25 protein-coding genes are annotated in these 25,826 nt (G+C 65.4%); 11 read left to right on the top strand and 14 right to left on the bottom strand.

All coding sequences use genetic code 11. From position 1 onward, the window contains the following. Positions 1-16: 16 nt before the first annotated feature. A complete protein-coding gene (locus AB0L58_RS09030; RefSeq protein WP_364383553.1) occupies positions 17-1,153 on the top strand; it encodes an epoxide hydrolase in 1,137 nt (378 codons plus the stop codon). Here AB0L58_RS09030 and AB0L58_RS09025 read toward each other — a convergent pair. Next, complete coding sequence (locus tag AB0L58_RS09025) at positions 1,150-1,932, bottom strand: hypothetical protein (RefSeq protein ID WP_364383550.1); 783 nt, start codon at positions 1,930-1,932, stop codon at positions 1,150-1,152. The two genes, AB0L58_RS09030 and AB0L58_RS09025, sit on opposite strands and share 4 nt — an antisense overlap. Before the next feature lie 219 nt (positions 1,933-2,151). Between AB0L58_RS09025 and AB0L58_RS09020 the strand changes: the two genes are divergently transcribed. Together AB0L58_RS09020 and AB0L58_RS09015 are read left to right on the top strand one after the other, a co-directional pair. After that, entirely contained in the window at positions 2,152-3,324 is a 1,173-nt protein-coding gene (locus AB0L58_RS09020; protein ID WP_364383547.1) for an acyl-CoA dehydrogenase family protein, read from the top strand. Positions 3,325-3,333: 9 nt separating this feature from the next. Then, positions 3,334-4,455 carry an acyl-CoA dehydrogenase family protein gene (locus AB0L58_RS09015; RefSeq protein WP_364383544.1) on the top strand — a complete coding sequence of 374 codons (1,122 nt, stop codon included), beginning with the start codon at positions 3,334-3,336 and terminating at the stop codon, positions 4,453-4,455. A 51-nt stretch (positions 4,456-4,506) separates the two neighbouring features. On the opposite strand, the gene AB0L58_RS09010 is transcribed toward AB0L58_RS09015, so the two are convergent. Beyond that, positions 4,507-4,983, bottom strand: coding sequence for a hypothetical protein (locus tag AB0L58_RS09010; RefSeq protein ID WP_364383541.1), 477 nt, complete (start codon positions 4,981-4,983; stop codon positions 4,507-4,509). Between the two features lie 224 nt (positions 4,984-5,207). On the opposite strand from AB0L58_RS09010, the gene AB0L58_RS09005 reads away from it, so the two are divergent. Beyond that, the gene (locus AB0L58_RS09005; protein WP_364383538.1) at positions 5,208-5,558 is read left to right on the top strand and encodes a hypothetical protein; all 351 of its coding nucleotides are present in this window, start codon (positions 5,208-5,210) and stop codon (positions 5,556-5,558) included. 78 nt (positions 5,559-5,636) lie between these two features. Beyond that, the gene (locus tag AB0L58_RS09000; protein WP_364383535.1) at positions 5,637-6,488 is read left to right on the top strand and encodes a GNAT family N-acetyltransferase; all 852 of its coding nucleotides are present in this window, start codon (positions 5,637-5,639) and stop codon (positions 6,486-6,488) included. On the opposite strand, the gene AB0L58_RS08995 is transcribed toward AB0L58_RS09000, so the two are convergent. The 4 genes from AB0L58_RS08995 to AB0L58_RS08980 all read right to left on the bottom strand — a co-directional run bounded on the left by AB0L58_RS08995 (position 6,478) and on the right by AB0L58_RS08980 (position 10,948). Next, entirely contained in the window at positions 6,478-7,410 is a 933-nt protein-coding gene (locus AB0L58_RS08995) for a hydroxymethylglutaryl-CoA lyase (protein ID WP_364383532.1), read from the bottom strand. The two genes, AB0L58_RS09000 and AB0L58_RS08995, sit on opposite strands and share 11 nt — an antisense overlap. Positions 7,411-7,632: 222 nt before the next feature. After that, a complete protein-coding gene (locus AB0L58_RS08990; protein WP_364383529.1) occupies positions 7,633-8,841 on the bottom strand; it encodes a CaiB/BaiF CoA-transferase family protein in 1,209 nt (402 codons plus the stop codon). A 134-nt stretch (positions 8,842-8,975) separates the two neighbouring features. Further along, entirely contained in the window at positions 8,976-9,905 is a 930-nt protein-coding gene (locus tag AB0L58_RS08985) for a TauD/TfdA family dioxygenase (RefSeq protein WP_364383526.1), read from the bottom strand. A gap of 272 nt (positions 9,906-10,177) precedes the next feature. Next, positions 10,178-10,948 carry a deoxyribonuclease IV gene (locus AB0L58_RS08980; RefSeq protein WP_364383523.1) on the bottom strand — a complete coding sequence of 257 codons (771 nt, stop codon included), beginning with the start codon at positions 10,946-10,948 and terminating at the stop codon, positions 10,178-10,180. A 129-nt stretch (positions 10,949-11,077) separates the two neighbouring features. Here AB0L58_RS08980 and AB0L58_RS08975 point away from each other — a divergent pair, with 129 nt between their 5' ends. From AB0L58_RS08975 to tuf, 3 genes are all read left to right on the top strand, one after another. After that, positions 11,078-12,208: a serine/threonine-protein kinase gene (locus AB0L58_RS08975; protein WP_364383520.1), complete on the top strand. Its 1,131-nt coding sequence runs from the start codon at positions 11,078-11,080 to the stop codon at positions 12,206-12,208. A gap of 174 nt (positions 12,209-12,382) precedes the next feature. After that, positions 12,383-14,248: a protein kinase gene (locus AB0L58_RS08970; protein ID WP_364383517.1), complete on the top strand. Its 1,866-nt coding sequence runs from the start codon at positions 12,383-12,385 to the stop codon at positions 14,246-14,248. Between the two features lie 278 nt (positions 14,249-14,526). Then, positions 14,527-15,702: an elongation factor Tu gene (gene tuf / locus AB0L58_RS08965; RefSeq protein ID WP_364383514.1), complete on the top strand. Its 1,176-nt coding sequence runs from the start codon at positions 14,527-14,529 to the stop codon at positions 15,700-15,702. A 396-nt stretch (positions 15,703-16,098) separates the two neighbouring features. On the opposite strand, the gene AB0L58_RS08960 is transcribed toward tuf, so the two are convergent. Continuing rightward, the gene (locus AB0L58_RS08960; RefSeq protein WP_364383512.1) at positions 16,099-16,221 is read right to left on the bottom strand and encodes a hypothetical protein; all 123 of its coding nucleotides are present in this window, start codon (positions 16,219-16,221) and stop codon (positions 16,099-16,101) included. An 18-nt stretch (positions 16,222-16,239) separates the two neighbouring features. Here AB0L58_RS08960 and AB0L58_RS08955 point away from each other — a divergent pair, with 18 nt between their 5' ends. The 3 genes from AB0L58_RS08955 to AB0L58_RS08945 all read left to right on the top strand — a co-directional run bounded on the left by AB0L58_RS08955 (position 16,240) and on the right by AB0L58_RS08945 (position 18,686). Next, complete coding sequence (locus AB0L58_RS08955) at positions 16,240-16,551, top strand: helix-turn-helix domain-containing protein (protein WP_364383509.1); 312 nt, start codon at positions 16,240-16,242, stop codon at positions 16,549-16,551. Positions 16,552-16,669: 118 nt separating this feature from the next. After that, positions 16,670-18,025 (top strand): cytochrome P450, encoded by a 1,356-nt coding sequence (locus tag AB0L58_RS08950; protein WP_364383507.1) that lies wholly within the window; start codon positions 16,670-16,672, stop codon positions 18,023-18,025. Between the two features lie 79 nt (positions 18,026-18,104). Beyond that, positions 18,105-18,686, top strand: a complete 582-nt coding sequence (locus AB0L58_RS08945; protein WP_040694994.1) for a TerD family protein — start codon at positions 18,105-18,107, stop codon at positions 18,684-18,686. Positions 18,687-18,730: 44 nt separating this feature from the next. Here the strand turns inward: AB0L58_RS08945 and AB0L58_RS08940 are convergent, their stop codons facing one another. From AB0L58_RS08940 to AB0L58_RS08910, 7 genes are all read right to left on the bottom strand, one after another. Further along, complete coding sequence (locus AB0L58_RS08940) at positions 18,731-19,216, bottom strand: glutathione peroxidase (protein WP_364383502.1); 486 nt, start codon at positions 19,214-19,216, stop codon at positions 18,731-18,733. Continuing rightward, a complete protein-coding gene (locus tag AB0L58_RS08935; RefSeq protein WP_364383499.1) occupies positions 19,213-20,439 on the bottom strand; it encodes a cytochrome P450 in 1,227 nt (408 codons plus the stop codon). The genes AB0L58_RS08940 and AB0L58_RS08935 overlap by 4 nt, the downstream gene beginning before the upstream one ends. A 25-nt stretch (positions 20,440-20,464) precedes the next feature. Next, positions 20,465-22,060 carry a succinic semialdehyde dehydrogenase gene (locus tag AB0L58_RS08930; protein WP_364383496.1) on the bottom strand — a complete coding sequence of 532 codons (1,596 nt, stop codon included), beginning with the start codon at positions 22,058-22,060 and terminating at the stop codon, positions 20,465-20,467. Between the two features lie 109 nt (positions 22,061-22,169). Then, positions 22,170-23,795 carry an acyl-CoA synthetase gene (locus AB0L58_RS08925; RefSeq protein ID WP_364383493.1) on the bottom strand — a complete coding sequence of 542 codons (1,626 nt, stop codon included), beginning with the start codon at positions 23,793-23,795 and terminating at the stop codon, positions 22,170-22,172. A 12-nt stretch (positions 23,796-23,807) separates the two neighbouring features. Continuing rightward, positions 23,808-25,052, bottom strand: coding sequence for a hypothetical protein (locus AB0L58_RS08920; RefSeq protein ID WP_364383490.1), 1,245 nt, complete (start codon positions 25,050-25,052; stop codon positions 23,808-23,810). Then, positions 25,046-25,597 carry a nuclear transport factor 2 family protein gene (locus AB0L58_RS08915; RefSeq protein ID WP_364383487.1) on the bottom strand — a complete coding sequence of 184 codons (552 nt, stop codon included), beginning with the start codon at positions 25,595-25,597 and terminating at the stop codon, positions 25,046-25,048. Before AB0L58_RS08915 ends, AB0L58_RS08920 begins: the two co-directional genes overlap by 7 nt. Continuing rightward, positions 25,597-25,812, bottom strand: coding sequence for a ferredoxin (locus AB0L58_RS08910; RefSeq protein WP_364383484.1), 216 nt, complete (start codon positions 25,810-25,812; stop codon positions 25,597-25,599). The genes AB0L58_RS08915 and AB0L58_RS08910 overlap by 1 nt, the downstream gene beginning before the upstream one ends. Positions 25,813-25,826: the final 14 nt, after the last annotated feature.

Genomic DNA, 25,826 nt, shown 5'->3' with positions numbered 1-25,826 from the left:
GCAAGGAGTCATACCAGTGAGCGAGATCCGCCCCTTCCGCATCGACATTCCGCAGGCCGATATCGACGATCTGATCGATCGGCTGGCCCGCACCCGCTGGTCGGCGCAGTTGCCGGGCAAGGGCTGGGAGCGCGGTGTTCCGGTCGACTATCTGCAAGAGCTGGCCGAGTACTGGCGCACCGCATACGACTGGCGGGCCCAGGAGGCGGCTTTGAACGAGTTCCCGCAGTACATCACCGAAATCGACGGCCTGGACGTGCATTTCCTGCATGTGCCTTCGCCCGAGCCGGATGCGCTGCCGCTGATCCTGACCCACGGCTGGCCGAATTCGTTCGTCGAATTCACCAAGACCATCGGCCTGCTTGCCGATCCACGCGCGCACGGGCTCGATGCGGCGCAGGCGTTCCATGTCGTCGTTCCGTCGGTGCCCGGTTTCGCCTTCTCCGAGGGGCCGAAGGAGACCGGTATGACCGTGCGTCGGGTGGCCGAGATGTGGGTCGAGCTGATGGACCGGCTCGGTTACCAGCGCTACGGCGCCCAGGGCGGCGATCTCGGAGCCTACGTCACACCCGAGATCGCCCGCATCGCACCGGATCGCGTGGTCGGTGTGCATATCGATGGCGGAATCGGCATGCCGACCGAGGCCGATGTGCCGATCATGACGCCGGACGAACGCGCGGAATGGGATCAGATGCAGGGCTGGATGTCCGGCGGCGTGAACCATCACGTGCTATTGCGCGCCGCGCCACAGACTTTCGCGCACGCCTGGACCGATTCCCCGGTGGGTCTGTTGGCCTGGCTGATGCAGAAATTCAATGAATTCACCCCGCTGGCCGAGCTGGCCGAGGATGTCATGGACCGCGATCATCTGCTGACCAATATCAGCCTGTACTGGTTCACCAATACCGCGGGCACCTCGTCCTGGCCGATGTACAACGGTCTCGGTGACGGCGGATTCGTCTGGCCCACCGGTCAAAAGGCGGTACCGACCGGCGTCTACGCGGGCGGCTCCGCACTCATGCTGCGCCTGGCCGAGCGCGACAACACCATTGCGCATTGGCCCGAGGGAAACACCGGAAACCACTTCGTGCCGATGGAACTGCCGGATATGCATGTCGCCGATATCCGGGCGTTCTTCGGGAAGGTGCGTTAGTTGTTCTGGTGCAAGATCTCGTCCTGCGCGACGGAATCCGCGCGGTTCGGGGCGGCCGGTGCCACGGGCTGCGGCGCCGGGTCCTGAGTCGAGGCGGGCTGTGCCGGTGCGGGTGCCCCTTGCGGTGTACCGGCACCGGCCGGTGCCGGCGGCAGCACCGGACGATCCGGAACGTAGAACATCCCGACCGTCGGCGTCATCACGCAGTGTGCGAACGGGTAGTCGATCATGCCCCACATCGAGGCGATGACGGTGCCCGGACCGCTGGTCACGGTCTTCGACAGCGTCGGCATGTTGTACTCGGTCCGGTCGTCGAGGGTGGTGAGGCCGCTCGCGCCGGTGTTCACATTCAGCCAGGCCACGACGAGCCCGGAGGACAGTGGCGCACCCGAATGTGCGGGCGTCGCGCTGAACCGCAGCGTGCCCGGCAACGGATCTGCGGCGCCATAGGGGTTGGCGCCGTCGGTGGAGCCCGCCGCGATGATCGTGGTGACCGGGCCGACACTGCCGCAGCCGAAGGTGGGTGCGGCGTAGGCGAATGGTGTGAAGGCGGCCGAGACATTGCGCAGCTCGGCGATATCCACCAACTTGGTGAACTGGCTCAGCGCGCCGACGCCCGCCTGTGCGGTCGGATCGGCTCCGGCGTCGGTGGTGAGCTGTTCGAGTCCGGCATCGACAGGGGATGGCTCGGCGACCGCCGTGCCGGTGAGGGCGAGGACCGCACCGATGCCGAGAGATGTCACCGCCGCGGCGGCACGTGCGCTAAATCTGCCGTTCACTCGTTCTCCTCGATACCGAACACCGGGATAGCCCGGCCTCACGTGCTGCAACGTACCAGCTTGTCGCTCACGCCGCCCATGTACTCGCCACCAATCGCGCCGACTGCTGCGGCCCGACCCACGACACATACCCGATCTACCCCTGTGACCCACTCGACAGTGAGAGATTACCGGGGGGTAGGTTTGACTCGGACGTACGAGACACACCGGGAGATGTGTATGAAACTAAGTCTGACGCCCGACGAGGTGAGCTTCCGCGATGAGCTGCGGAACTTCTACCGGACCGAGATTCCCGCCGACATCCGTGACCGCCTCAAGTACGGCCACGAACTGTCCCGCGAGGACGTCGTCACTTCGCAAAAGATCCTCAACGACCACGGCCTGGCCGTGCCGAACTGGCCGGTCGAATGGGGTGGCAAGGACTGGACGCCGATTCAGCGGCACATCTGGCAGGACGAAATGCAGCTGGCCTCGGTGCCCGAGCCGCTGACGTTCAATGCCCAGATGGTCGGTCCGGTGATCGCGCAGTTCGGTTCGCAGGAGATCAAGGAGCGCTTCCTGCCGCCGACGGCAGCGCTGGATATCTGGTGGTGCCAGGGCTTCTCCGAACCCGACGCCGGATCCGATCTGGCCTCGCTGCGCACCACCGCGGTGCGCGACGGTGACTCCTACATCGTCAACGGCCAGAAGATCTGGACCACGCTCGGCCAGTACGCGGACTGGATCTTCTGCCTGGTTCGCACCGATCCGAACGCACCGAAGAAGCAGGCGGGCATCTCCTTCCTGCTGTTCGATGTGAAGTCTCCCGGCGTCACCGTCCGCCCGATCAAGCTCATCGACGGCGGCTACGAGGTCAACGAGGTCTTCTTCGAGAATGTGCGGGTGCCCGCCGATCAGCTGGTCGGCGAGGAGAACCAGGGCTGGACCTACGCCAAATTCCTGCTCGGCAACGAGCGCACCGGCATTACCGGCGTCGGCCGCACCAAGGTCAAGCTCGGTGTCGCCAAGGATTACGCGCGCCAGACCAAGTCGGGTTCGGGCACCCTTCTCGAGGATCCGGTCTTCGCCGCACGCATCGCCGAACTGGAGAACGAACTGCTCGCGTTGGAACTCACCCAGCTGCGGGTGGTCTCCAATTCCTCGGACGGTAGGCCGAATCCGGCCTCGTCGGTGCTCAAGCTGCGCGGTTCCGAACTGCAGCAGGCCGCGACCGAACTACTGCTCGATATCGCGGGCCAGGACGCGCTCCCGGTCGATGCCGCCGACATCGCCTCGCCCGGTTGGGCACAGCGCAGCGGCCCCGGCTATCTGAACTACCGCAAGACCACCATCTACGGAGGCTCCAGCGAGGTGCAGCGCACCATCATCGCCTCCACGATCCTCGGATTGTGAGGCGCAGCCATGGATTTCGAACTCACCGATGAACAGGTCATGCTGCGCGACACGGTCCGCGACCTGCTGGCCCGCAATTACGATCCCGAGACCCGCCTGAAGGTCACCGACACCGAACTCGGCTGGAGCCGCGATGTCTGGAACCAGCTGGCCGAACTCGGCGTGCTCGGCCTGAGCCTCACCGAGGAGGACGGTGGCGTGGGCGCCGGTCCGGTGGAGACCATGGTCGTACTCGAGGAGATCGGGCGGCGGCTCGCACCCGAACCGCTCGTGGACGCGGTCCTGGTGCCCGGCGGTTTGGTCGCGCGGGTCGGTAGTGCCGAACAGCGCCAGCGGATTCTGCCCGAGGTGGCCGGTGGCACCAAATTGCTGGCGTTCGCGCATGCCGAGCCCGGTGTGCGCTGGCCGTCCACCGAACTCGCGACCACCGCTGTGCAGCAGGGCGATTCGTGGGTGCTGACGGGTCTGAAGAATCCGGTTCCACACGGCGACAGCGCCGATGAACTGGTGGTCAGCGCGGTGTTGCCGACCGGCGGTATCGGACTGTTCCTGGTGGATCCCGCCGGGGTGCAGCGTAAGTCGTACCGGACGCTCGACGGTCAGCGTGGCGCACAGGTCGAATTCGACCAGGTCCCCGGCGAATTGCTCGGTGACGATATCGACGCCGCCGAGGCCGTGCAGATCACGATCGGGCACGCCCAGGCCGCCCTGTGTGCGGAGTCCATCGGTGCGATGGCGGAGGCGCTGCGGCTGACGACGGATTATCTGAAGACGCGCAAGCAGTTCGGCGTGACGCTGTCGAAGTTCCAGACACTGACCCAGCGGGCGGCGAATATGTACGTCTCGCTGGAACTGGCGCGCAGCATGAGCCTCTACGCCAACGCGTCGCTGGCCGATGGTGCCAATGATCCGGTGGTCGCGTCGCGGGCGCGGCTGCAGGTCGGTCGCTCGGCGCGGCATGTCGGCCAGGAAGCTATCCAGATGCACGGCGGCATCGGAGTCACCGCGGAATACCCGGTGAGCCACTATGTCGCTCGGCTCACCGCGATCGAGCGCACGCTCGGTGGTGGGCTGGAGCATCTGCGGGTGCTCAGCGCGCAGGTCGGTTCCTACGACCTGCCGGAGCTGTAAGTTCCGGTAGCTCTGAACGGCGGCGCGTGCGAGGCATGCGCCGCCGTTTCGCTATTCGTCGTCGCTCACGCCCGGCGAGGTGGCCGCCGGCACGCGGCGCGTGGTGGCCGGTGGCTCTTCGGGGGGCAGGTCGATGGTGGTCGGACGCGGCTGGGTGGTCGGTGGCAGCTCGATCTCGGTGGTGAAGGCGGGCGGCGGGGCGGCGTTCGGCGTGGAGGTCTGTGGCCCTCGGGTCGCGGATTCCGGCAGGGCGGACGGCGGAACGGTGAAATCGACCGACTTGCGCGGCGGTCCCGGGCGCGCGACCTGCCAGCTCGGCGACGGCGGGATGAATACCTTTGGTGCCGCCGAGGTGCTGGTGCCGTAGCGCACGGCCGGGACGGCGTCGTCGTTGGCGGATTTGATCGGTGGCGGCGCGACGTAGGTGTCGTGCTTGCCGAGTCCGCAGGCGCCGATGAGAACGAGTCCGAGCGAGACCGCGCCTGCGGCGATCACCGGACCGGCGATCTTGGCCCTGCTGCTCTCCATCGGTAACACTCCTCGTCGTTCGAGTGGAGCTCACAATAATCGAGGCCGGTCGCCCCGGCCAGACGAGCACACGCTGGGCATGCGCGGCGCCGACGTGAATAAAACAGTGTTGATTCAGATATCGAATTGATCTCTTCGGCGTGTCGCGGGCACGTGTCGTAGTCGAACCCCGTTCCGAGGCCGTAGCGTGTGACCAAAGTTACGCGTGAGACGCCAGTACCTAGATGAGAGACGCGCGGTGCAAATCGGGCGAAGGCAACACTCTGATCGGCGTCATCGAGGAGTTGATGATGGGAGCTTACTCGACAACTCCGTTGCGAGCCTCCGCCACGGCCGACGAATCGGCGGCCCCGGAAACCTCGCAGCAAGTCGTGTCGAACCCGCCAGTGCGCACCCTGTCCACGATGCTGTCGCGGATAGCTGCCTGGCTGATTTTCATCGGCGGCATCGTCGGAGCGGTACTGGGCATAGCCGGGCTGCACGTCGAAATTACTGTCGCCGGACTGATTCTGGCGTGCACCGCTGGTCTGGTACTGCTGAAGCTACGCGCCGACGGATCGGATCGAACCAGCTGAACCGGACATCGTCGCCGCGTCGCGGCAGCGCAGAAAATCGCGAGCGCGCAGGGCTTTCGGATTCTAGCGTAGTTGGGTATGAGGATCGAGATCACCGCCGATGCCGCGCGGTTCCGGTCGCTGACCGAGCCGTTTCTGCTGCGTGATCCATTGCGGCACACGGTGATCACCACCGGCATCGCCAACCATCTCGCCGGCATGCAGGTCGATGCCGACCGCTCGCGATTCCTGTCCGTCCACGACGACGATGCGACCGTGATCGGTGCCGCTATGCGCGCGGCCGGACGCGGGGTGTATCTCGGTGAGCTGCCCGCGGGGAGTGTTGTGCCCGTAGCCGATGCCATCGCCGAGGTAGCTCCGGACGCGGGCGGAGTCGAGGGCGCGACCCACGATGCCACCGAATTCGCCGAGCACTGGGGCAAACGCCATGGTGTCGGCTATCTGGAGGCGTACTCGACCCGCCTCTATCGGCTCGCGGAGCTGAACTTTCCGAATGCCGCCGGATCAGCCCGCCGCGCCACCGAATCCGACGTCGGGCTGTGCGTCGACTGGGCCGAAGCCATGCGCCTCGAATCCGGTATGCCGCCGCCGAGCCTGACCGCCATTGCCATCCGGAACCGGATCGCGACCGGTCGGTGGTGGCTCTGGGAACGCGACGGCGTGCCCGTCTCCCTTGCCGCACACCAGGTCCCGGTCTTCGGCTGGTCCCGGATCGGTCCCGTGTACACCCCTCCCGGCCACCGCGGCAACGGCTACGCCAGCATCCTCACCGCGCACGTAGCCCGCACCCTGCGCTGGCAAAACCTGAACGTCTGCCTCTTCGCCGATATCGCCAACTCCACCGCGAACCGCATCTACCGCACCATCGGTTTCGAACCGGTCCGTGATTTCGTGCACTACCAATTCACCTCGGCCACAATCAATCCGTGAACGGGCGGGCGCGTGCGGTGATGGGGGTGACCCATTCGAAGGCGGAGGCTTTGGAGCGGGCGCCTTCGGCGGTGCGGGAGCGGTTGGGTTCGTCGAGTTCGGTGAGCAGGGATTCGGTGAGGGTCACCAGGGTGGCCAGGACCGATGGGGTGAACCAGGTGGGGCGGGTGGCGAAGAGGATGTCCTCGGTGGAGGTGTTGCCGCTCGCGCCAGGGGCGAAGGGGCAGCCGCCGAGGCCGCCGAGGGAGCCGTCGACCATGGTGGCTCCGGCCTGAAGGGCGGCGAGCGTGTTGGCGACGCCCATGCCCCAGGTGTCGTGACCGTGGAAGACGATGCGGCGGTGCGGGGTTCGGTCGCGCACGGCCGAGATCAGCTCCGATACCTGGGTCGGATGGGCCTGGCCGAGGGTATCGGCGATGACGATGTCGGAAGCGCCCGCGGTACGCGGATCATTGGCAATGGCCAGCACCCGCTCCGGATCGACGGGACCGTCGAACGGACAGGTGAAGCTGGTGGCGAGGCAGAGTTGGATTTCGCCGCCCGCCGCCCGCGCCAATCGCACGGCGTCCGGCATTGCGGCGACACTGTCCTCCGTGCCGCGGCCGATATTGGCCTTATTGTGTGCATCCGACGCGGAGAAGCAGTACTGGAAGTTGCGCACACCCGCGGCGGCGGCCTTCTCCACATGGCGCGGCGTGGCCACCCAGACCCAGCAGTGCCGCAGCTCTTCGGGGCGTAGCGCGGCAACGAGCTCCATGGTGTTGGCCATCGGCGGCACCAGATCGGGACGGGCCATCGAGCCGATCTCCAGCGCGGGCACGCCAACGGCGAGCAGCTGGCGCACGATATCCACCTTGCGCTCCACCGGCAGTACCTTTCCGGTCAACTGCAACCCGTCGCGCAGTGTCACATCGCGCAGCATTACTCCTCCTCCCGCGCCTCCCGGACCGGCGGCGCCTGACGCACGTGCGGCGGTACGCACATCACACCACCGCAGGGTTTTTCATTGGTGGCCGGAGTCGGATGCACCGTTGGCCGCGCATGTCCGGGCCCACTCAATTCGCGCGCACCGCGCCCCGGCGGTCGACGCCTGCCGTATACCCGTCGCGTCATACCGCCTCCACTCCATCGATACCGGCGCGCATCACGCCTCCAATCCGGCGATATCGGCATCGCTCATGCCGAGCAGTTCCGACAGCACCTCGTGCGTGTGTTCACCCAGGTCCGGGCCGACATTGCGGATCGGAAGGGATTTTTCGCCGATCACCGGCACGATGCCCGGAAAGCCGACCGTCTTCGGTTGCGGCGCACCGACATCCACCGGGAACGGCTGAATCATATTGCGCGCCTGGTACTGCTCGTCGGCGACGATATCGGCGGCGGTGTATATGGGGCCGCACGGGATGGCGGCCGCCTCCAAGAGCTTCAGCGCCTCGTCGCGGGTGTGCCGCACGGTCCATTCGGCGATCGACGTGTCGAGCCGTTCGCGATTGCGCCAGCGCCCGGCATTGTCCTGCAGTTCCGGATCGACGGCCAGATCGGGACGGCCGATCACCTCCATATAGCGCTGGAAGATGGCGTCACCGTTGCCGCCGATAATGATGCTCGCACCGTCGCTGGTCGGGTAGGCATTGCTCGGCGCGATGCCCTCCATCCGCCCGCCGACCCGCTCGCGACTGATGCCGTACGCGAGATAGTCGGGCACCAGCGATTCCATCACCGACAGAATCGCCTCGTTCAGCGCCACATCGATGACGCGTTCGCCGAGCGGAATCGACGTGCCGGTGCGTTCGCGCTGGAACAACGCCATCACCGTGCCGAACGCCGCATAGATCCCCGCGATCGAATCACCGATGGACACACCGACCCGCACCGGCGGCCGATCCGGATCTCCGACTAGTTCGCGCAGCCCGCCGACCGCCTCGGCGACCGCCGCGAAACCGGGCCGCGCGGCCAGCGGCCCGGTCTGCCCATAAGCGGAGATCCGAGTGATCACCAGATCCGGATTGACCTCGTTCAGCACTTCCGGACCCAGGTCCCACTTTTCGAGCATGCCCGGCCGGAAATTCTCCAGCAGCACATCACAGTGCCGGAGCAAATCCAGGACGATGCCCCGGCCCGCCTCGGTGCGCAGATCCAGCGTGATCGACTTCTTGTTCCGGTTGATGGTGCGGTACAGCATCGAGGTATCGCCGCCGTAGAGCCGCCAGTTGCGTAGCTCGTCCCCGGCCTTCGGCCGCTCTACTTTGATCACCTCGGCACCGAAATCGCCGAGGATGCGACCAGCGGTCGGCGCGGCGATGTAGTTGCCGAGTTCCAGGACGCGAACCCCGTCCAGCGGGCTGATACTCATGGCATCAGTCTGTACTATCGTGCCGCCCGGCAACGGCCCGACCTCATACCAGCACCAAGTCCGGTAAAGCGACCGCACGGCCCCTCAACTGCCGCAGCACAATCGGAGCTACTGCGGCAGCCGTGTGATCGCCGTCACGACTCCAGCGGGGAAACCTCCTCGATGATCGAGTAGTGCTCGGCATTGCCGTGGAGCGAGGTGCTCGCGAGGCCGTCGACACCGACCGGGATATCGCCGGCAAGGGTGATCCGGGTCAGCTTGCGGGGCTGGTCGTCGTAGTCGTCGACGGCGTAGTGCTGGGTGGCGCGGTTATCCCAAATGGCGACGTCACCGGGCTGCCAGTTCCAGCGGGTGGTGTTCTCCAGCCGGGTCACCCGGTCCTGGAACAGGCGGAACAGGGCCTGGGATTCGCTGGTGGAGACCCCGACGAAGCGCTTGACGAAGTGTCCGACCAGCAGCGCGCGCTCACCGGTCTCCGGGTGCACCCGCACCACCGGATGCTCGGTCTCGTAGTAGTCGGACTGGAACTCGGCTCGATAGGCGTCGGTATTCGGATTGCTCCGGTCGACGTCGGTGGCGGCGTAGTCGTACAGATTGGTGTGCACGGCCCGCAGATTCTCGGCCAGGCGCTTGAGCGGCTCCGGCAGTGAATCGTAGGCAGCGACGGTGGAGGCCCAGGTGGTCGAGCCGCCGTAGCTCGGCAGCGTAACCGCGCGCAGGATGGAGGCCTTCGGAATCCGGTCGACGAAGGTGACGTCGGTGTGCCAGCTATTGGCCCGGCCGTACTCCGAGTCGATGGCCAGGCTCTTGACACCGTGCGAGGTGACCGTCGGATGCGGGGTGGTCGGGGTGCCGAGCAGTTGCGCGAACTCGTGCTGCCCGTCCTCGGTCAAATGGTCCTGGCCGCGGAAGAAGATGACCTTGTGCTCGAGCAAGGCGCGCCGGATCACCGCGACGGTTGCCGCGTCCACATCGCCGCCGAGCCGGACATTGTCGACCTGGGCGCCGATGCGAGCGCCGATTCTGGTCACGGTGGCGGTTGTCTGGGCGTAGTCGACCGTCATGGGATCACCTTCGCTGGTTGAAATCGGTTGATGCGCTATCGAGCACATCACCCGAATAGCCGCCCCGACCAGGGTTTTCGTCGCAGTGATCGCAACGCTCGGACCCATCGGCGCGAATCGAAGGGCGCCTTTCGATGTCGGCTCTGTGCGCGCGTCCCTGCAACCCCCATGTCTATTCCGCTCGACCCGCCGCAATCTATTCGGGGCAGGACGAGTCGCCCCGAGCCGTTCGCATCGCTGACGACGGCGAGGCGGAGCGGACGGGCCCGGGATCAGCCGACGTGCTCGCGCAGATACGCCAGATCCTCGGCGACCCCCTCGGCGGGCGTCTCCAGAACCACCGGAGCATCCGCGGTCCGGCACACTTGCGCGAGCAACTCCGGATCGATCGTTCCGTCGGCGAAGTTGGCATGGCGGTCCGCGCCCGAATTGAACTCGTCGCGGGAGGAGTTCAGGTGCACCAGGTCGATGCGGCCGGTAATGGCCTTGATCCGCTCGACGACGCCGACCAGATCCTCACCGCCCGCCCAGGCGTGACAGGTGTCCAGGCAGAAGCCCGCGCCGAAATCGCCGACCGCATCCCAGAGTCGGGCGATCGAATCGAAATGCCGGGCCATGGCGTGGTTACCGCCCGCGGTGTTCTCGATCAGGATCGGCACCGCGAAGCCGCCCTTGTCCTGCTGGCGCTCGAACAGTTTGCGCCAGTTATCGATTCCGGTTTCCAGTTCGCTGTCGGAGCGGACATGTCCGCCGTGCACCACCAGACCGAACGCGCCGATATCTGCGGCGGCCTTCGCCTGTTGGGCCACCGCATTGCGCGACGGCATGCGCAGGCGGTTGTTCAGACTGGCCACATTGATCTGATAGGACGAGTGCACCACCACATCGATCGGACTGGCGAGGATCTCCTCGGTCCGCGGATGCGGGGTCGGTTTATCCCAACTCTGCGGGTCGACGACGAACAGTTGGATGACATCGGCGCCGAGTTTTTCACCGAAGCCGATCGGATCGCTGTCGAGCCGGACGTGTGCTCCAATGCGCATGGGGCCGAGCCTAACGAGTGCCACCGACAACGTCTGCGGCACCGCAACGAACGTGTTGCGTCCGGGCCGTGCCAACAGATACATCGGTAGGATCCAGGTGCTCGACCCGATACGGGGGGTGAATCCACTGTGCTGCGAACTGGCGATGTTTTCGCTGGATACACGATCAAACGTGTGCTCGGCCAAGGCGGTATGGGCACTGTGTACCTGGCCCAGCATCCGCGCCTGCCGCGCCTGACCGCGCTGAAACTGTTGAAGCGCGAACTGTATACCGATGCCGAGATCCGGCGCCGCTTCGAGCGGGAGGCGGATCTGGTCGCCCAGCTCGACCATCCGAATATCGTCACCGTCTACGACCGCGGCGCCGAGGATCAGCAGCTGTGGATTTCGATGCAATTCGTGCCGGGCGCGGATGCGTCCTGCGCGGATGTCAACGTGCTCGCGCCGGGCCGCGCGGTGCAGATCATCGCCGATACGGCGGCCGCCCTGGATTTCGCGCACGGCAACGGCGTGCTGCACCGCGATGTGAAACCGGCCAATATCCTGCTGGCCAAGGCGCCGATCGGACAGCCGGAACGGGTGCTGCTCACCGATTTCGGCATCGCGGGCATGCGCGACGGCGAATCCACACCGAGTTCGGCCGGAACCATCACCGCCACGCTGGCCTACGCCGCACCGGAACAACTGACCGGGTCGCCGGACTACCTGGCCGACCAGTATTCACTGGCCTGCTCGCTGTTCTGGATGCTGACCGGTGCCGCACCCTTCCACGGGCCCAATCCGATGGCGGTCATCAACGGTCACCTGTACGGCGCGATACCGCAGCTGTGTCGGTATCGGCCGGATGTCCCACCGGGTTTGGATGCGGTGCTGGCACGCGCGATGGCCAAACGGCCCGCGGACCGCTTTGCCAGCTGCACCGAATTCGCGCTGGCCGCCCGTCGGGCGCTGCTGTCTTCGGCGTCGCAGCCGCATTGCGGTCAGCCGGGACCCAACCGACCGCCGACGGAATCGCCTCGCGCCGCGGTTGCGCCCCGAAACCCGGTGTCCACCAATACTTCCGAGCCGATCGGCAGCGGGGGCACCGCACGTCCGACCCAGCCGACCAACCGCGGCGTCCCCGAGCCGCCGAGAACATCCCAGCCGCGCCTGCCGCTGCCGCCACGCCGGTCACCGCGACCCGGCACTATCGCCCTGCCGGATATCCCACGTCGCCCCGGCAGAACACCGCCCGGACCCGCGCCGCGCCCGCCGCCGTAGCCGGAAACAGTCGAATGTCGCCTGCGATGCGTATAAGTCGACGATAACCAAGGCTTAAGCGAATCCTGCTAAGGTTTCGATGTTTTCCGTGGTCAGGAGGTCCTGATCGCGCATTCTTATGCTGTACGCCTGTGCATCGGTGGGTCCCGGTGCGCGGCGGGAAGTGGAGCAGACATGCTGGCCAGCGGTGACGTATTCGCCGGTTATGTCATCGATCGGCAACTGGGTCGCGGTGGCATGGGTTCGGTGTACCTGGCGAAACATCCGCGCCTGCCACGGATGACGGCGCTGAAGCTGCTGAATCGGGAGATGTTCTTCGACAAGGAGGTGCGGGCGCGGTTCGAGCGGGAGGCGGATCTGGTCGCCCAGCTCGATCACCCGAATATCGTCACCGTCTACGACCGCGGCCTCGAGGACGAGCAGCTGTGGATCTCGATGCAGTACATCGATGGCATCGATGCCGCGTCGGTCGATCCCAAGTCGCTGCCGCCGGAGCGGGCGGTCCAGATCATCAAGGAGACCGCCGACGCGCTCGACTACGCGCACGGCATGGGCGTCCTGCACCGGGATGTGAAGCCCGCCAATATCTTGCTGGCCCGCTCCAGCGGCGGGCGCGGTGAGCGGGTCTACCTGACCGACTTCGGTATCGCGCGGCTGCGCGACGATACCGGCCACCTCACCCAAACCGGCACCTTCACCGCGACCTTGGCCTATGCCTCGCCGGAACAGCTCACCGGCGCTTCGCTCGATCACGGAGCGGACCAGTATTCGCTGGCGTGCTCGCTGTTCTGGTTGTTCACCGGGTCCGGTCCGTTCGCCGCGACCAATCCGGCGGCGGTGATCCAGGGACATCTGCAGGGCACGCCCCCGGCATTGAGCAGCGTCCGTCCCGGCCTGCCATACCAGCTGGACACGGTCTTGGCGAAGGCCATGTCCAAGCGGCCCGATGACCGGTTCGCCTCCTGCTCGGAGTTCGCGCAGGCGGCCAAGCAGGCATTCGCCAATCCGAGTGCCCCGGCCATGCCGGTGGTGGGCGGTCCGCACCCGGGTACCGGACCAGCGATTCCGGTGACAGGTGCGCCACGGCCGATCACCGGGCAGCCGATGCCCGTGACCGGTGCGCCGCATCCGCAGACCGCCGGACAGTATCCGCAGACCGCCGGACAGTACCCGCAGACGGCCGGACAGTATCCGCAGACGGCCGGACAGTATCCGCAGACCAGCGCACCGCACACGATGCAGCCGCAGCCGTTGGCGTCGACGACGGTCAATCCCGCCGGGCAGGGCACCCCGCGTCCGCAGCCGGTGCAGACCGCACCGACCCAACAGCATCCGCATCCGAGCAATCCTTACAACCAGCAACCGCTCGGATTCTCGACCCCGCCCCGGCCGCCGATGAGCACCCCGCGACCGCCGCAGCGCAAATCGAATGTCGGGCTGATCGTCGCGCTGTGTGTCGGTCTGGTGATCCTTTTGGTGATCGTGATCGCGATCATCGGCGTGGTATCGAGGGGCGGTTCGTCGAGTTCCGGCGGCGGCACGACGACTTCGTCGAGTTCGTCCAATGGTGGCAGCGGCACGGTGGACGCGACCGCGGCCGCCATCAGCAAGGAATTCCCGCGCATGGTGCCCGCCAGCGAATCCGATTCGGTCGGCTACAACGGCGCGAAATGCAATGCCCACAAGACCGGCGACCTGACCCTGCCCACCCCTGGCACGCCGGACTTCGGCGCCTGGGCCGCACAGTGGGATTGCTACGGCGGCGGTGACAACGACGACCCGTTCTACACGATCTACGTCTACAAGAACGCCTCCGACGTGCAGAAGGCACTGAGCAACCTGCCATCCGACGCCACCAAGTCGACCGACAGCAACGGTGGAAAGACCTACACCAACTACAAATTCGTCAACGACGGGCCGAAGATCGTCACCGCGTTCACCGGCGACAGCAAGCGCGCCCAATTCCTCATGTACGCAGACGGTTTGGCGGGCGCTCAGGACAAGGTCCTGCGCTGGTGGCGCTCGGCCCCACTGAACTGATATCCGAACCGGGCGCGAAAATGGCTCGCGCCCGGTTCGGCTCGGTCCGTACAGTGCTACGCATGTTCGGCCACACCATCGCTCTGGAGTCCGCGGTCGCGGGCGCGATGGCGGCTGCCCTGGCAGCGTCCGCAGCGGTGGCTGCGGCGCACTTCGACGGCGCCCGAAGCTGACCTTCCCCGGGATGTCCCGGGACCTCTGACGGGGAAGGTGGCCCGTCGCAGAGAGGTCCCACGGCGAATCGGATCGTCGGAAATCATTACTGGTCAGGGAAAGTCATGTCCAAGAAGACATATGTGCGGACCAAGCCGCATCTCAATATCGGCACCATGGGTCATGTCGATCACGGCAAGACCACGTTGACCGCCGCCATCACCAAGGTGCTCGCCGAGCGCGGTGGCGGTAGCTTCGTACCGTTCGAGCGGATCGATCGAGCGCCGGAGGAGGCGTTGCGCGGGATCACCATCAATATCGCGCACGTCGAATACGAAACCGCTACTCGGCATTACGCGCATATCGATATGCCGGGGCACGCCGATTTCGTGAAGAACATGATCACCGGTGCGTCCCAGCTCGACGGGGCGATTCTGGTGGTCTCGGCGCAGGACGGTGTCATGCCGCAGACCGCCGAACATGTGCTGCTCGCGCGTCAGGTGGGGGTGGAGCACATCGTGGTCGCGCTCAACAAGGCCGATGCCGGTGATCCGGAACTGCTCGATCTGATCGAACTCGAGGTGCGCGAGCTGCTCAGCGCCCAGGGCTACCCGGGTGCGGAGCTGCCGGTCGTGCGGGTTTCGGGTCTGCGTGCGCTGGAAGGGGATTCGCGATGGACGGCCGCATTGCTCGACCTGCTCGACGCCGTGGACACCCATGTGCCCACGCCCGTGCGTTACACCGACGCGCCGTTCCTGCTGCCGGTGGAGAACGTCCTGACCATTACCGGTCGGGGCACCGTCATCACCGGTGCGGTGGAACGTGGCCGGATTCGCCTCGGCGATCGGGTGCAGCTCTACGGCGGCGCGGAGCTGACCTCCGTTGTCACCGGAGTGGAAACCTTCGGCCGGACTATGGAGTTCGCGGAAGCGGGCGACAATGTCGCGTTGCTGCTGCGTGGCGTGCAGCGCGGTCAGGTGCGGCGCGGGCAGGTCGCGGCGGAGCCGGGCAGCATCGCGGTGCACTCCCGGTTCACCGCGCGCGTATACCTGCTCGGCACGGCCGAGGGCGGTCGGCGCACACCGATCGCCACCGGCTACCGCCCGCAGTTCTACGTGCGCACCGGTGACGTCGTCGGCAACGTGACACTGCCCGCCGACCAGGCCGTCGCCCGCCCCGGCGAAACCATCGACCTGACAGTCGAATTGGGTCGTCCCGTCCCGCTGGAGCCGGACCTCGGCTTCGCGATCCGCGAGGGCGGCCGGACCGTCGGCGCGGGCACCGTCCTGACCGTCGGCTAGTTCCAACGGGTTGGGGCATGCGCGAGCGTCGCGGATGCCCCAACCCGCCGACCGTGCACCGTGTCGTCAGCCGCCGGTGCAGCCCCCTCCGCCGAACTCCGTGTACACGTTGCGCTCCCGAGGCCGATTGCGCTCGTTATCGCGACGGATCCGCTGCAGGTCACGAACCACAGTCGCGCGACGCGCACCGGTTTCGCCGGCCGCAGACCAGGCCCCCTGATCCCTGCGCCGCCGCAGCAGCCGATCGAGAATTCCTCGAATACCCATGGTTACCAACCCCTCCTGTGCTATTCGATGGTATCGAGGGGGTCTGACATTTCGGCTGGCGGTGACCACGCCATCCGGGTGCAGGGGCCGGTATACCACGTAAGTGGATGTTCACCGGGCCGCGCCGAATCAGCGATAGCGCGCCGTTGCGCTCATCCACAGCGCGGTCGGATTCAACCGTTCCGGGTAGCGGTCCAGTGCCGCGTCGAAAAAGCCGATCGCTGTTTCGTTTCGGGCCAATAGATCGCACAACTCGGCGCACCGCGAAGCGTGCTATCGACCCGACTGAGTCGACTGTGCGATGCCGGCGTCGTGCGGAGACGCCAGTACAGCGACCGCCCCGTGCGCGAGGAGTACCTGCGCACCGAGTCCGGCCGCGACCTGGCCCCCGTCCTTCTCGCGTTGAAGCAGTGGGGTGATCGCTGGTGCCGCGATGGCGCGCAGACCGTCGAGTTCACACACAGCTGCGGTGAGAAGCTGTGCACGGAGACCGTCTGCTCGGCCGGCCGAGCGTCGGTCAAATTTGCGGACCTGACAATTACCGGCGGCACGCACCCGCCGACGGTGCGCGGTTCGCGATAACCGTGCCCGCAGCTGTTTGTTGCGACAGTGGCTGTTACCTTGCCTGCCCATGCTCGTCGTAGTACTGTCCAGACAAGTGTCCATCACTTGTGTGGACGGATATCCCAGGAGGATTTTCATGACCCTGGTCAAGCCGCTGCGGGTTTCCGGAGGCGATCACGAGCACGGGCATCTCGATGAATTCCGCGTCGACCCGCTGGCCTTGATGCGGCGGGTGCGTGCGGAATGCGGGGATGTCGGGGCATTCGAGCTGGCGGGGCGGCAGGTGATCCTGCTGTCCGGTGCCGAGGCCAATGAGTTCTTCTTCCGGTCCGGCGACGAGGATCTCGATCAGGCCGCCGCATATCCGTTCATGAAGCCGATTTTCGGCGAGGGCGTGGTGTTCGACGCGAGTCCGGAGCGGCGCAAGGAAATGCTGCACAACCAGGCGCTGCGCGCGGAACAAATGCGCGGACATGCGGCGACCATCGGATGCGAGGTCGAGCGCATGCTGGCGAATTGGGGCGATGAGGGCCAGATCGACCTGCTCGACTTCTTCGCCGAGTTGACCATCTACACCTCCTCGGCCTGCCTGATCGGCAAGCGATTCCGCGATGAACTCGACGAACGCTTCGCGCACCTCTACCACGATCTGGAGCGCGGTACCGACGCGCTGGCCTACGTGGATCCGTACGCGCCGATCGAGAGTTTCCGCCGCCGCGACGCCGCCCGCGCGGAACTGGTCGAATTGGTGCAGGGCATCATGGACGGCCGCGCCGTGAATCCGCCCGCGAACAAGGAAGATCGGGACATGCTCGACATCCTGATCTCGATCAAAGACGAGCAGGGCAGGCCGCGATTCAGCGCGAGCGAAATCACCGGGATGTTCATCTCGATGATGTTCGCCGGCCATCACACCACGTCGGGCACCGCGGCCTGGACGGTCATCGAATTGCTCAGGCATCCCGTGGAATTGCGCCGGGTCGTGGATGAACTAGACGAGCTCTACGCCGACGGTTCCGACATCAGTTTCGGTGCGCTGCGCCGGATTCCGAATCTGGAGGCGGTGGTCAAGGAGACACTGCGGCTGCATCCACCGCTGATCATTCTGATGCGAGTGGCCCAGGGGGAATTCGAGGTGTGCGGACATCGCATCGCGTCGGGCGATCTGGTCGCGGCGACTCCGGCCATCTCCAACCGGATTCCGGAGGACTTCCCGAATCCGGATCTGTTCGACCCGAACCGCTACATCGATCCGAATCAGGCAGATATCGTCAATCGCTGGACCTGGATCCCGTTCGGGGCGGGCAGGCATCGCTGTGTCGGGGCCGCCTTCGCGCTCATGCAGCTCAAGGCGATCTTCTCGATACTGCTGCGGGATTGGGAATTCGAGATGGCACAGCCATCCGACAGCTACCGTAATGACCACAGCAAGATGGTGGTGCAGCTACAACAGCCGTGCGCGGTCCGGTACCGCAGGCGGCGAAAGGTCTAGGCAAACGCCCAGTTACAAGCAGGTGAGCGGGAAGATTCTGCGCCCCATAGACTTCCGAATTCGCTTGTAGGGTGAAGGCATGATCACGCTCAAAAAGGAAGATGGTGCCGCTGATCTCAACGGCATCACCAAACTGACGGTCGGGGTGAGCTGGGACCCGTCGGGGGGCACCAGCGGCGGAGCGGTCGGGTTGTTGCGCCGCAAACGCGGTGTGGATCTGGATCTGATCGCCATCCTCATGCAGGGCTCCGAGCCGGTGCGGTTCGCCGGACTCGACTCCCTCGACCCGCTCGGCAACGGTTCGGTCCAGCACACCGGCGACGAACAGACCGGCGCTGCCTCCGGTGACGACGAATCGGTGCACGTTACCTTCGCGAATGTGCCCGAGGCCATCGACGCGATCATTTTCGTGGCCGCGGCATTCAAGAAGGGCAGCTCTTTCGAGAAGGCCAACAACATCAGTTTCAAGGTCTACGACGCGACCGGCGGCAGCGCCCAGCAGGTGGCCGATATCTGGCCGTCGCTGCTCGGCACGGATAACGCCAATGCGGTGGCCAAGGCGTTCCGCAACGGTGGGAGCTGGCAGCTCGAGGTGCTCAACCGCAAGGGCAAGATCAAGCAGGGCGATAAGCAGGCCCTGCTGCGCTTCGCGATGGCGTAAGAGCAAGCGAAAGCCGGAGCTCGTACGAGCTCCGGCTCCTAGTGCTAAAGAACCGATTCGACGGCGGATACGACGGCCGCATCATCGGGTGTGGTGCGCGGCCGGAACCGGCCGACCACCGCACCTTCGCGATCGATCAGGAATTTCTCGAAGTTCCACTGGATATCACCGGCCGCGCCCTCGGCATCCGCGGTCTGCACCAGTGCCTGGTAGAGCGGATGCCGGTCGTCGCCGTTGACGTCGGTCTTCGCCAGCAGCGGAAAGTCGACGCCATAGGTGGTCGAGCAGAATTCCGCGATTTCCTCGGCGGTACCCGGCTCCTGGCCCATGAACTGGTTACACGGCACCCCGACCACGCTGAAGCCGCGGTCGCCGTACGTCTTCTGCAGTTCGACGAGTCCGGTGTACTGCGGTGTCAGTCCACACTTGGAAGCCACGTTGACCAGCAGTACCGCTTTATCTCCGACCAGTTCGCCCAGTGTTGCCGGGTCGCCGGAGAGGGTACGTAGTGGAATGTTGCGGATATTCATTCGTATCGCACCTGCCAGTTCTTGATTCCGTTGATCCACCCCGATCGCAACCGTACCGGATCGGCGACCTGGCTGATCTCGGGCATCACATCGGCGATCGCATTGAACATCAGGTCGATCTCCAGTCGCGCCAGATTCGCCCCGACGCAATAATGCGCGCCGGTGCCGCCGAACCCGACGTGCGGATTCGGATCGCGCAATATATCGAAGGTGAAAGGATTTTCGAACGCGTCCTCGTCGAAGTTGGCCGAACTGTAGAAGATTCCCAGCCGCTGACCCCGCTTGATCTGCTGTCCACCGAGCTCGGTGTCCTGGGCCGCGGTGCGCTGGAAGGCATTCACCGGGGTCGCCCAGCGGACGATCTCATCGGGTGCGGTGCGCGGCCGCTGTTCCCGGTACAGCTGCCACTGCTCCGGATGGTCCACGAAGGCCTTCATGCCGTGGGTGATGGCATTGCGAGTGGTCTCGTTGCCCGCTATCGCGAGCAGGATGACGAAGAATCCGAATTCGTCCGAACCGAGTGCCTCGCCGTCGACATCGGCGTGCACCAATTGGCTGACGATATCGTCGACCGGACAGGCGCGCCGCTGTTCGGCCATATTCCAGGCGTAGCCGAGGATTTCGGTGAAGGCGGCGGTGGCGTCGCCGTATTCCGGATCGTCGTAGTTCAGTGTCTGATTGGACCATTCGAATAGCTTGTGGCGGTCCTCGTTCGGCACACCGAGCAGTTCCGCGATCGCCTGCAGCGGCAGTTCGCAAGCGACCTGCTGGACGAAATCGCCGCCGCCGGTGCGCTTGGCCTCGTGCACGACGCGCGCCGCGCGTTCGGTGAGCGCGGCGCGCAGGCCCTCCACCGCACGCGGGGTGAATCCCTTGGAGACGATCCGGCGGGTCTTGGCATGCTTCGGCGCATCCATATTGATCAGCATCGCACCGGTGAGTTCGATCTGCTCCGGCGTGACATCGTCGGGCAACCGGATGATGGCGCCCTTCTGCGCGGAGGAGTAGATCTCCGGGCTGCGCGAAATCTCCTTCACATCCTCGTGTTTGCTGACCGCCCAGTACCCGCCGTCGCGGAATCCGCCCGAGGTGGCATCCGGCTGCGCGCACCACCACACCGGTGCGGTACGGCGCAGCGTCGCGAATTCCTCGACCGGCATGCGGTTTTCCCACAACGCCGGATCGGTGAAATCGAATCCGGCCGGGAACGCGGGCGCTGCCATGGCTACCTCCTGGGGTGAAAAGTGTTCAGCGCAACCTGAGTCGGCGCATGAGTCGTAGGGTCGTCAGCGTTGTCTTCAGCTGCTTCTCGTAGGGCAGGCCCGCGCGGGCGGCCATTACCTGGCGCTTCTGCACGCCGATATTCACCGTGTCGGTGTATTTGAGCAGGCCCTGGTCGCCGTGCCTGGTGCCGACGCCGGATTGTTTGACACCGCCGGACGGCGTGCCCTTGGCGGCGTAGGTGGTCACGAAGCCGTCGTTGATATTGATATTCCCGGCCTCCAGCCGGGCGCCGATTCGATTGGCGCGGGCCAGATCTCGGCTCCAGACGCTGGCATTCAGGCCATAGGTGGTGTCGTTGGCGAGCCGAATGGCCTCCTGCTCGTCGGTGAACCGGTAGACGCTCACCACCGGACCGAAGGTTTCCGCGGTCGCGTGCGTCATGTCGGGGGTGACATCGGTGAGCACGGTGGGTTCATAGAAGGCCGGGCCGATATCCGGTCGTGCCTTGCCGCCGGTCAGTACCGTCGCGCCCTTCGCACGGGCGTCCTCGACATGCGCCGCGACCCGCTCCAGATGCTGCACCGAGACCAGCGAGCCGAATTCCGGTGTGAAGTCGTAGGCGGCGCCGATTCCGCCATTCAATTCGTCTGCCGCCGTAGCCAATCGGCGCACGAACTCGTCATACAACTTGTCCTGCACATAGATCCGCTCGATATGCATGCAGGCTTGGCCCGAATTCGCGAAGACCGCGAATACCGCACCGGGAATCACCTCGTCGAGATTCGCGTCGTCCAATACGATCATCGGGTTCTTGCCGCCGAGTTCGAGGCTGCAGCCGATCAGATTGCGGCCCGCGCCTGCGCCGACCACCCGCCCGGTCGCGGTCGAGCCGGTGAACATGACGAAGTCGGCATTGTCGATCAAGGCCGGACCCACCTCGGGGCCTTCGCCGCAGACGACCTGGAACAGCCCCTTCGGCAGCCCCGCCCGATACAGCAGCTCCACCCCGAACAGCGCGCACAGCGCGGTCTTGTTATCGGGCTTGAGTACGACGCCATTGCCCGCCATCAGCGCGGGCATCGAATCCGAGAGTGCGATGGCGAATGGGAAGTTCCACGGTGCGATGACCGCGACAACGCCTTTGGGGCGGTGCTCCTCGGTCGAGGTGGTGATGAGCGGCACCGGGCCGCCGCGTCGTTTGGGCTTCAGTACTCGGCGTGCGGTCTTGAGGTAGTGGCTGATGACCATCGGGACATCGCAGGATTCCTCGAAGGCCATGCGGCGGGTCTTACCGCAGCCGATCTGGATCAGATCGGCGATGGTTTCGTATTCGGCGAGGATCAGGTCGTGCGCGCGTTCGAAGACCTCGAGTCGACGCCGCAGCGGCCAGGCGGCCCACTCCTGCTGGGCCGCCCTGGCGCTCGCATAGGCGGTCGTGACGTCTTCAGGGGTCGACTGCGGCAGTTCGCCGACCACGGCGCCGGTGTACACCTCGACCATCGAATACGGATCGGCGGTACCGGAAGCCGCGACCATTGCGGTCAGCCTGCCGATCAACGCTTCGGTGATCCGGTCGGGCAGTGCAGGTGCGGAATCCTTCTTGGCTTCGGTTGTATTCATCGGACCTTCTCCGTGCTGACGGCAGATGCCATCGAATTAGAACACGTTCTCATCATGGCTGTCAGGGGCTTGATGGGGATGACCTGGTCGAATGCATGTCCAGACCTGCTCAATCCGCCTGATGATCCGGTGCGCGACCCGCCGCGAACTCTCGCGCCCAGCGGTAATCGGGTTTACCGCTCGGGGCACGCGTGACGACCTCGGCGACCCAGATCTGCTTCGGCACCTTGTACCCCGCGAGATGTTTGCGCACATGACGCTCCAGCGCGGCGAAATCCACCGGTCCGGCACCCACGACGGATACCACCGCCGCCACCTGTTGCCCCCAGCGCTCGTGCGGGACCCCGATCACCACCGCGTCGTAGATGGCCTCGTGGGCCTTCACCACGCTCTCGACCTCTTCGACGAAGACCTTCTCACCGCCGGTATTGACGACCATATTGCCGCGGCCGATCAGGGTCACCGTGCCGTCCGGCTCGACCCTGGCGCGATCGTCGGTCACCACGATGCGGGCACCGTCGACCGTCTTGAACAGCCGCTCGGTCTTTTCCGGGTCCTTGTAATAGCCGATCGGCACCGAGCCCGTCTTGGCGAGCCAGCCCTCGGCGCCGGGTTCGACCTGCCGTCCCGCATCATCGACCACGATTGCGCCGCGCCCGCTCTGCACCCGCGGACCACGGCCGGGATTGTCGTCCTTCTGCGCGAAACCGATACCGCCGAAACCGGTTTCGGAGGAGCCGATGGAATCGGTGACCACTGTCGACGGAAATAGTTCCAGCAACGCATTTTTCACGGGTTGCGACAGCAGCGCGGCGCCCGAACCGATAGCGACCAGCGAGGATGCGTCCACCGGGGCGGCGCGGTAGGCATCGATCAGCGGACGCGCCATGGCGTCGCCGGTGATCACCATGATCTGCGGGCGACGCTGTTCGACCACCTGCCACACCCGCTGCGCATCGAACCTGGGCTCGAAGATCACGGCATTGCCGGACCACAGAGCGGTGAAGGACGGCATCATCGCGGCGGCATGGATGAGCGGCGGGAGGATGAACCAGGTGCCCGGTTCACCCTGCGCGCCGACACGGGACTGTTGATATTCGTCGGCAACCGGTTCGTTCGTATAGAAGTCGATGCCGCCGCCGAGGACGCGCCACATATCCTCTTGCCGCCACATGACGCCCTTGGGGCGGCCGGTGGTGCCGCCGGTGTACATCATGAACAGGTCGTCGGGGGTGCGTTCGACGGCGCGTCGGATAGGCGAGCCCGAGAGCAGGGCCTGCTCGTACGATGCGGACAGCTCTGCCGGGGTCGTGGTGTCGGTGGGAATGGGGGTGGGTGACCGGTCGTCGACGATCAGCAGGTGGACCGACGGTGCATCGGTCAGTGCTTCCAGCGCCGCATCCACGTATTTCTCATGGCACACCAGCACTTCCAGGTCGGCATTGTCGTAGAGGTAGCCGAGCTCTTCGACCCCGTAGCGGTAGTTGATATTGATCGGGACGGCGCGCGCCTTGAAACAGGCGATCAGGGTGGTCATGGTCTCGATGCCGTTGTGCATCTGAAAACCCACGTGCGTACCGGGGCCGACGTCGATCGAGCCGAGATAATCGGCCAGGCGATTCGCGCGGGCGTCGAGTTCGGCGAAGGTGAGTGCGAGATCGCCCTCGATCAGCGCGGTGCGCTGTGGCATCGCGTCGACCGCATGCTCGAAGAGGTCGGCGAAATTGTGGGACATGGCAATTCACTCTCAGCGAATGACGGTGAGCGGCAGCGGAATGCCGCGGTCGGTGAAGGTGAAGGCGGCACCGGTGCTTATCCGAGTGATGGCCACCTCGATCGCCTCCTTGAACGGGGTGGCGGCGAGCGCTATTTCGGCGGTCCAGCCGTGCTCGTCGGAGCTGGCCGAGCGCACCTCGAACCGCGGATTCACGCCGCGCACCATGGCTTCCAACGGGGCGAGATGGTCGGGATCGATCATCGACGGCCAAGTGCGGTCGGTCTCGGCGTCACTGTGCCGCGGCACCCGCAGTCGCACCGCATCGTCGGTGGCGGACACCTCGATGCCGGTGTACAGCAACGGATTCCATGCTGGATGCAGCTGCAGTACCTCGGCCAGGGCGGCGGGATCGTCATCTAGTTCCAGCGCGGCGCGAATCCGCTCGGAGGTGAGTCCGGCGATGCCGGTGAATTGTTTGCGGCCGATATCCGTTGCGGTGGCGGCGGATCGGGCGCGCACGGCGGTCATGAAGCCGATGGTGAGTAGATGTTGTTGTAGGCAGACCTCATCGGCAATGCGCATCAGCGCCGATTTGGAGAAGTCGGTGAAGCGCAGATCGCTGAGCAGCGGGCCCGCGTAGTCGCTTCGGCCCGGATCGTCCTTGTCGATCGGGGTCAATTCCAGTAGCGCGGCTCGGGAGTCGGCCACCGTCGCGGCGTTCGGCGGAGTGGGCGGCGGGATGTGCGCCGGGTCGATGATGACGGTCCACGCGCAGACCGGCTTTCGGTCCGCCGGATGACGCGGCGGCCGATGGATCGGCCGGACCTGGGCATGCGGATTGGTGGCGAGGGCGGTCGCGTCGAAGGTCGGATCCTCGATGTCGTGGCACATGGCCACCACGAACTCCTCGCCGAGCGGCTCCACATCCGCCAATGCGCCACAGTGGTCCAGCCAGAACTCACCGTGATCACGATCGTCGACGCGGAACCGGAAGTCCATGAACTGCGGGGGCGCACCGATATCGAGTTGCAGACCCTTGAAGATCGTCGCCACGTCATCGCCGTCGATATCGAGCGCGTGGCGCATGCGGCGGGTATAGACCGGACTGGCCAGCTGCCACTCTTCGATAGCGATCGCCGTCATGCCCTCGCGGCCGAATGCCCCGATGGAGTGCGCCATTCCGGACCGGTCGATCAGATGACCGCACAGCAGCAGTTCGGGCACCAGCGTCGCCAGCTGGGCCCGCGACAACCGATCGAAGTTCGAGATCACCACAGTGGAACCGGTGCTTCGCCGATCCGATACCAACCCGGCAGTGACTTTCCGGAGACCGACCGTTGAATGCGCTTCTGCATGCCCGCCGTCAACGCATTGTTCTGGATCATTTCCACGAACAACTGCGAGACATTGCCGAAGTCGAAAAAGTCACGCTGCCAGGACCATTGGTAGTTGCCGCCGTAGCGGAACCAGCTGCCGCCGATGCCCTCCGGACTGTAGTTGCGGCCGTCGGGCCGCTTGTTATCGCTGACCTGCTTCCAGAAGCCGATGACATCGCCGCTGCGCTCATCGATGACGAACTGTTGGTACGGATAGGACCAGCCCTCCAGCCCCGCCATCTCCTGACCGAGTGCGAGCTCTCGGATCTCGGCCCGCCCGACCGCCATGAATTCCTGGGTCGGGCCGTAATTCCAGCCGTAGGTGGCATCCTCGGTGTACATCTCGGCGAGCGGTTTCCAATCGCCCTTCTCCTCGCAGCGCTGGTTCTCCAGAACCCAGCGCCGGACCATCTCGTCGAGTTCGGCGCGGTCGAAATCTGGCATTACCGTATTCCTTTCGCAGGTTCGTCCGCGCGGATCGACAGCGCTTGGGTGGGGCAGTAGCGCACCGCGCGTTCGATATCGGCGCGGGCTTCGGGACCCGGTGTCGGGTCCAGGATTTCGACCTTGCCGCGCTTGGGCACGGTGAAGGCCGAGGGCGCTTCGTCCTGACAGACGGCGTGCCCCTGACACAGATCAAGATCGGCGATGATCCTCACGGTCGGCTCCTGTC

The organism is Nocardia sp. NPDC052112 (assembly GCF_040680135.1).
Classification (GTDB): Bacteria; Actinomycetota; Actinomycetes; order Mycobacteriales; family Mycobacteriaceae; genus Nocardia.
This window is presented reverse-complemented; position numbering and strand designations above follow the sequence as displayed.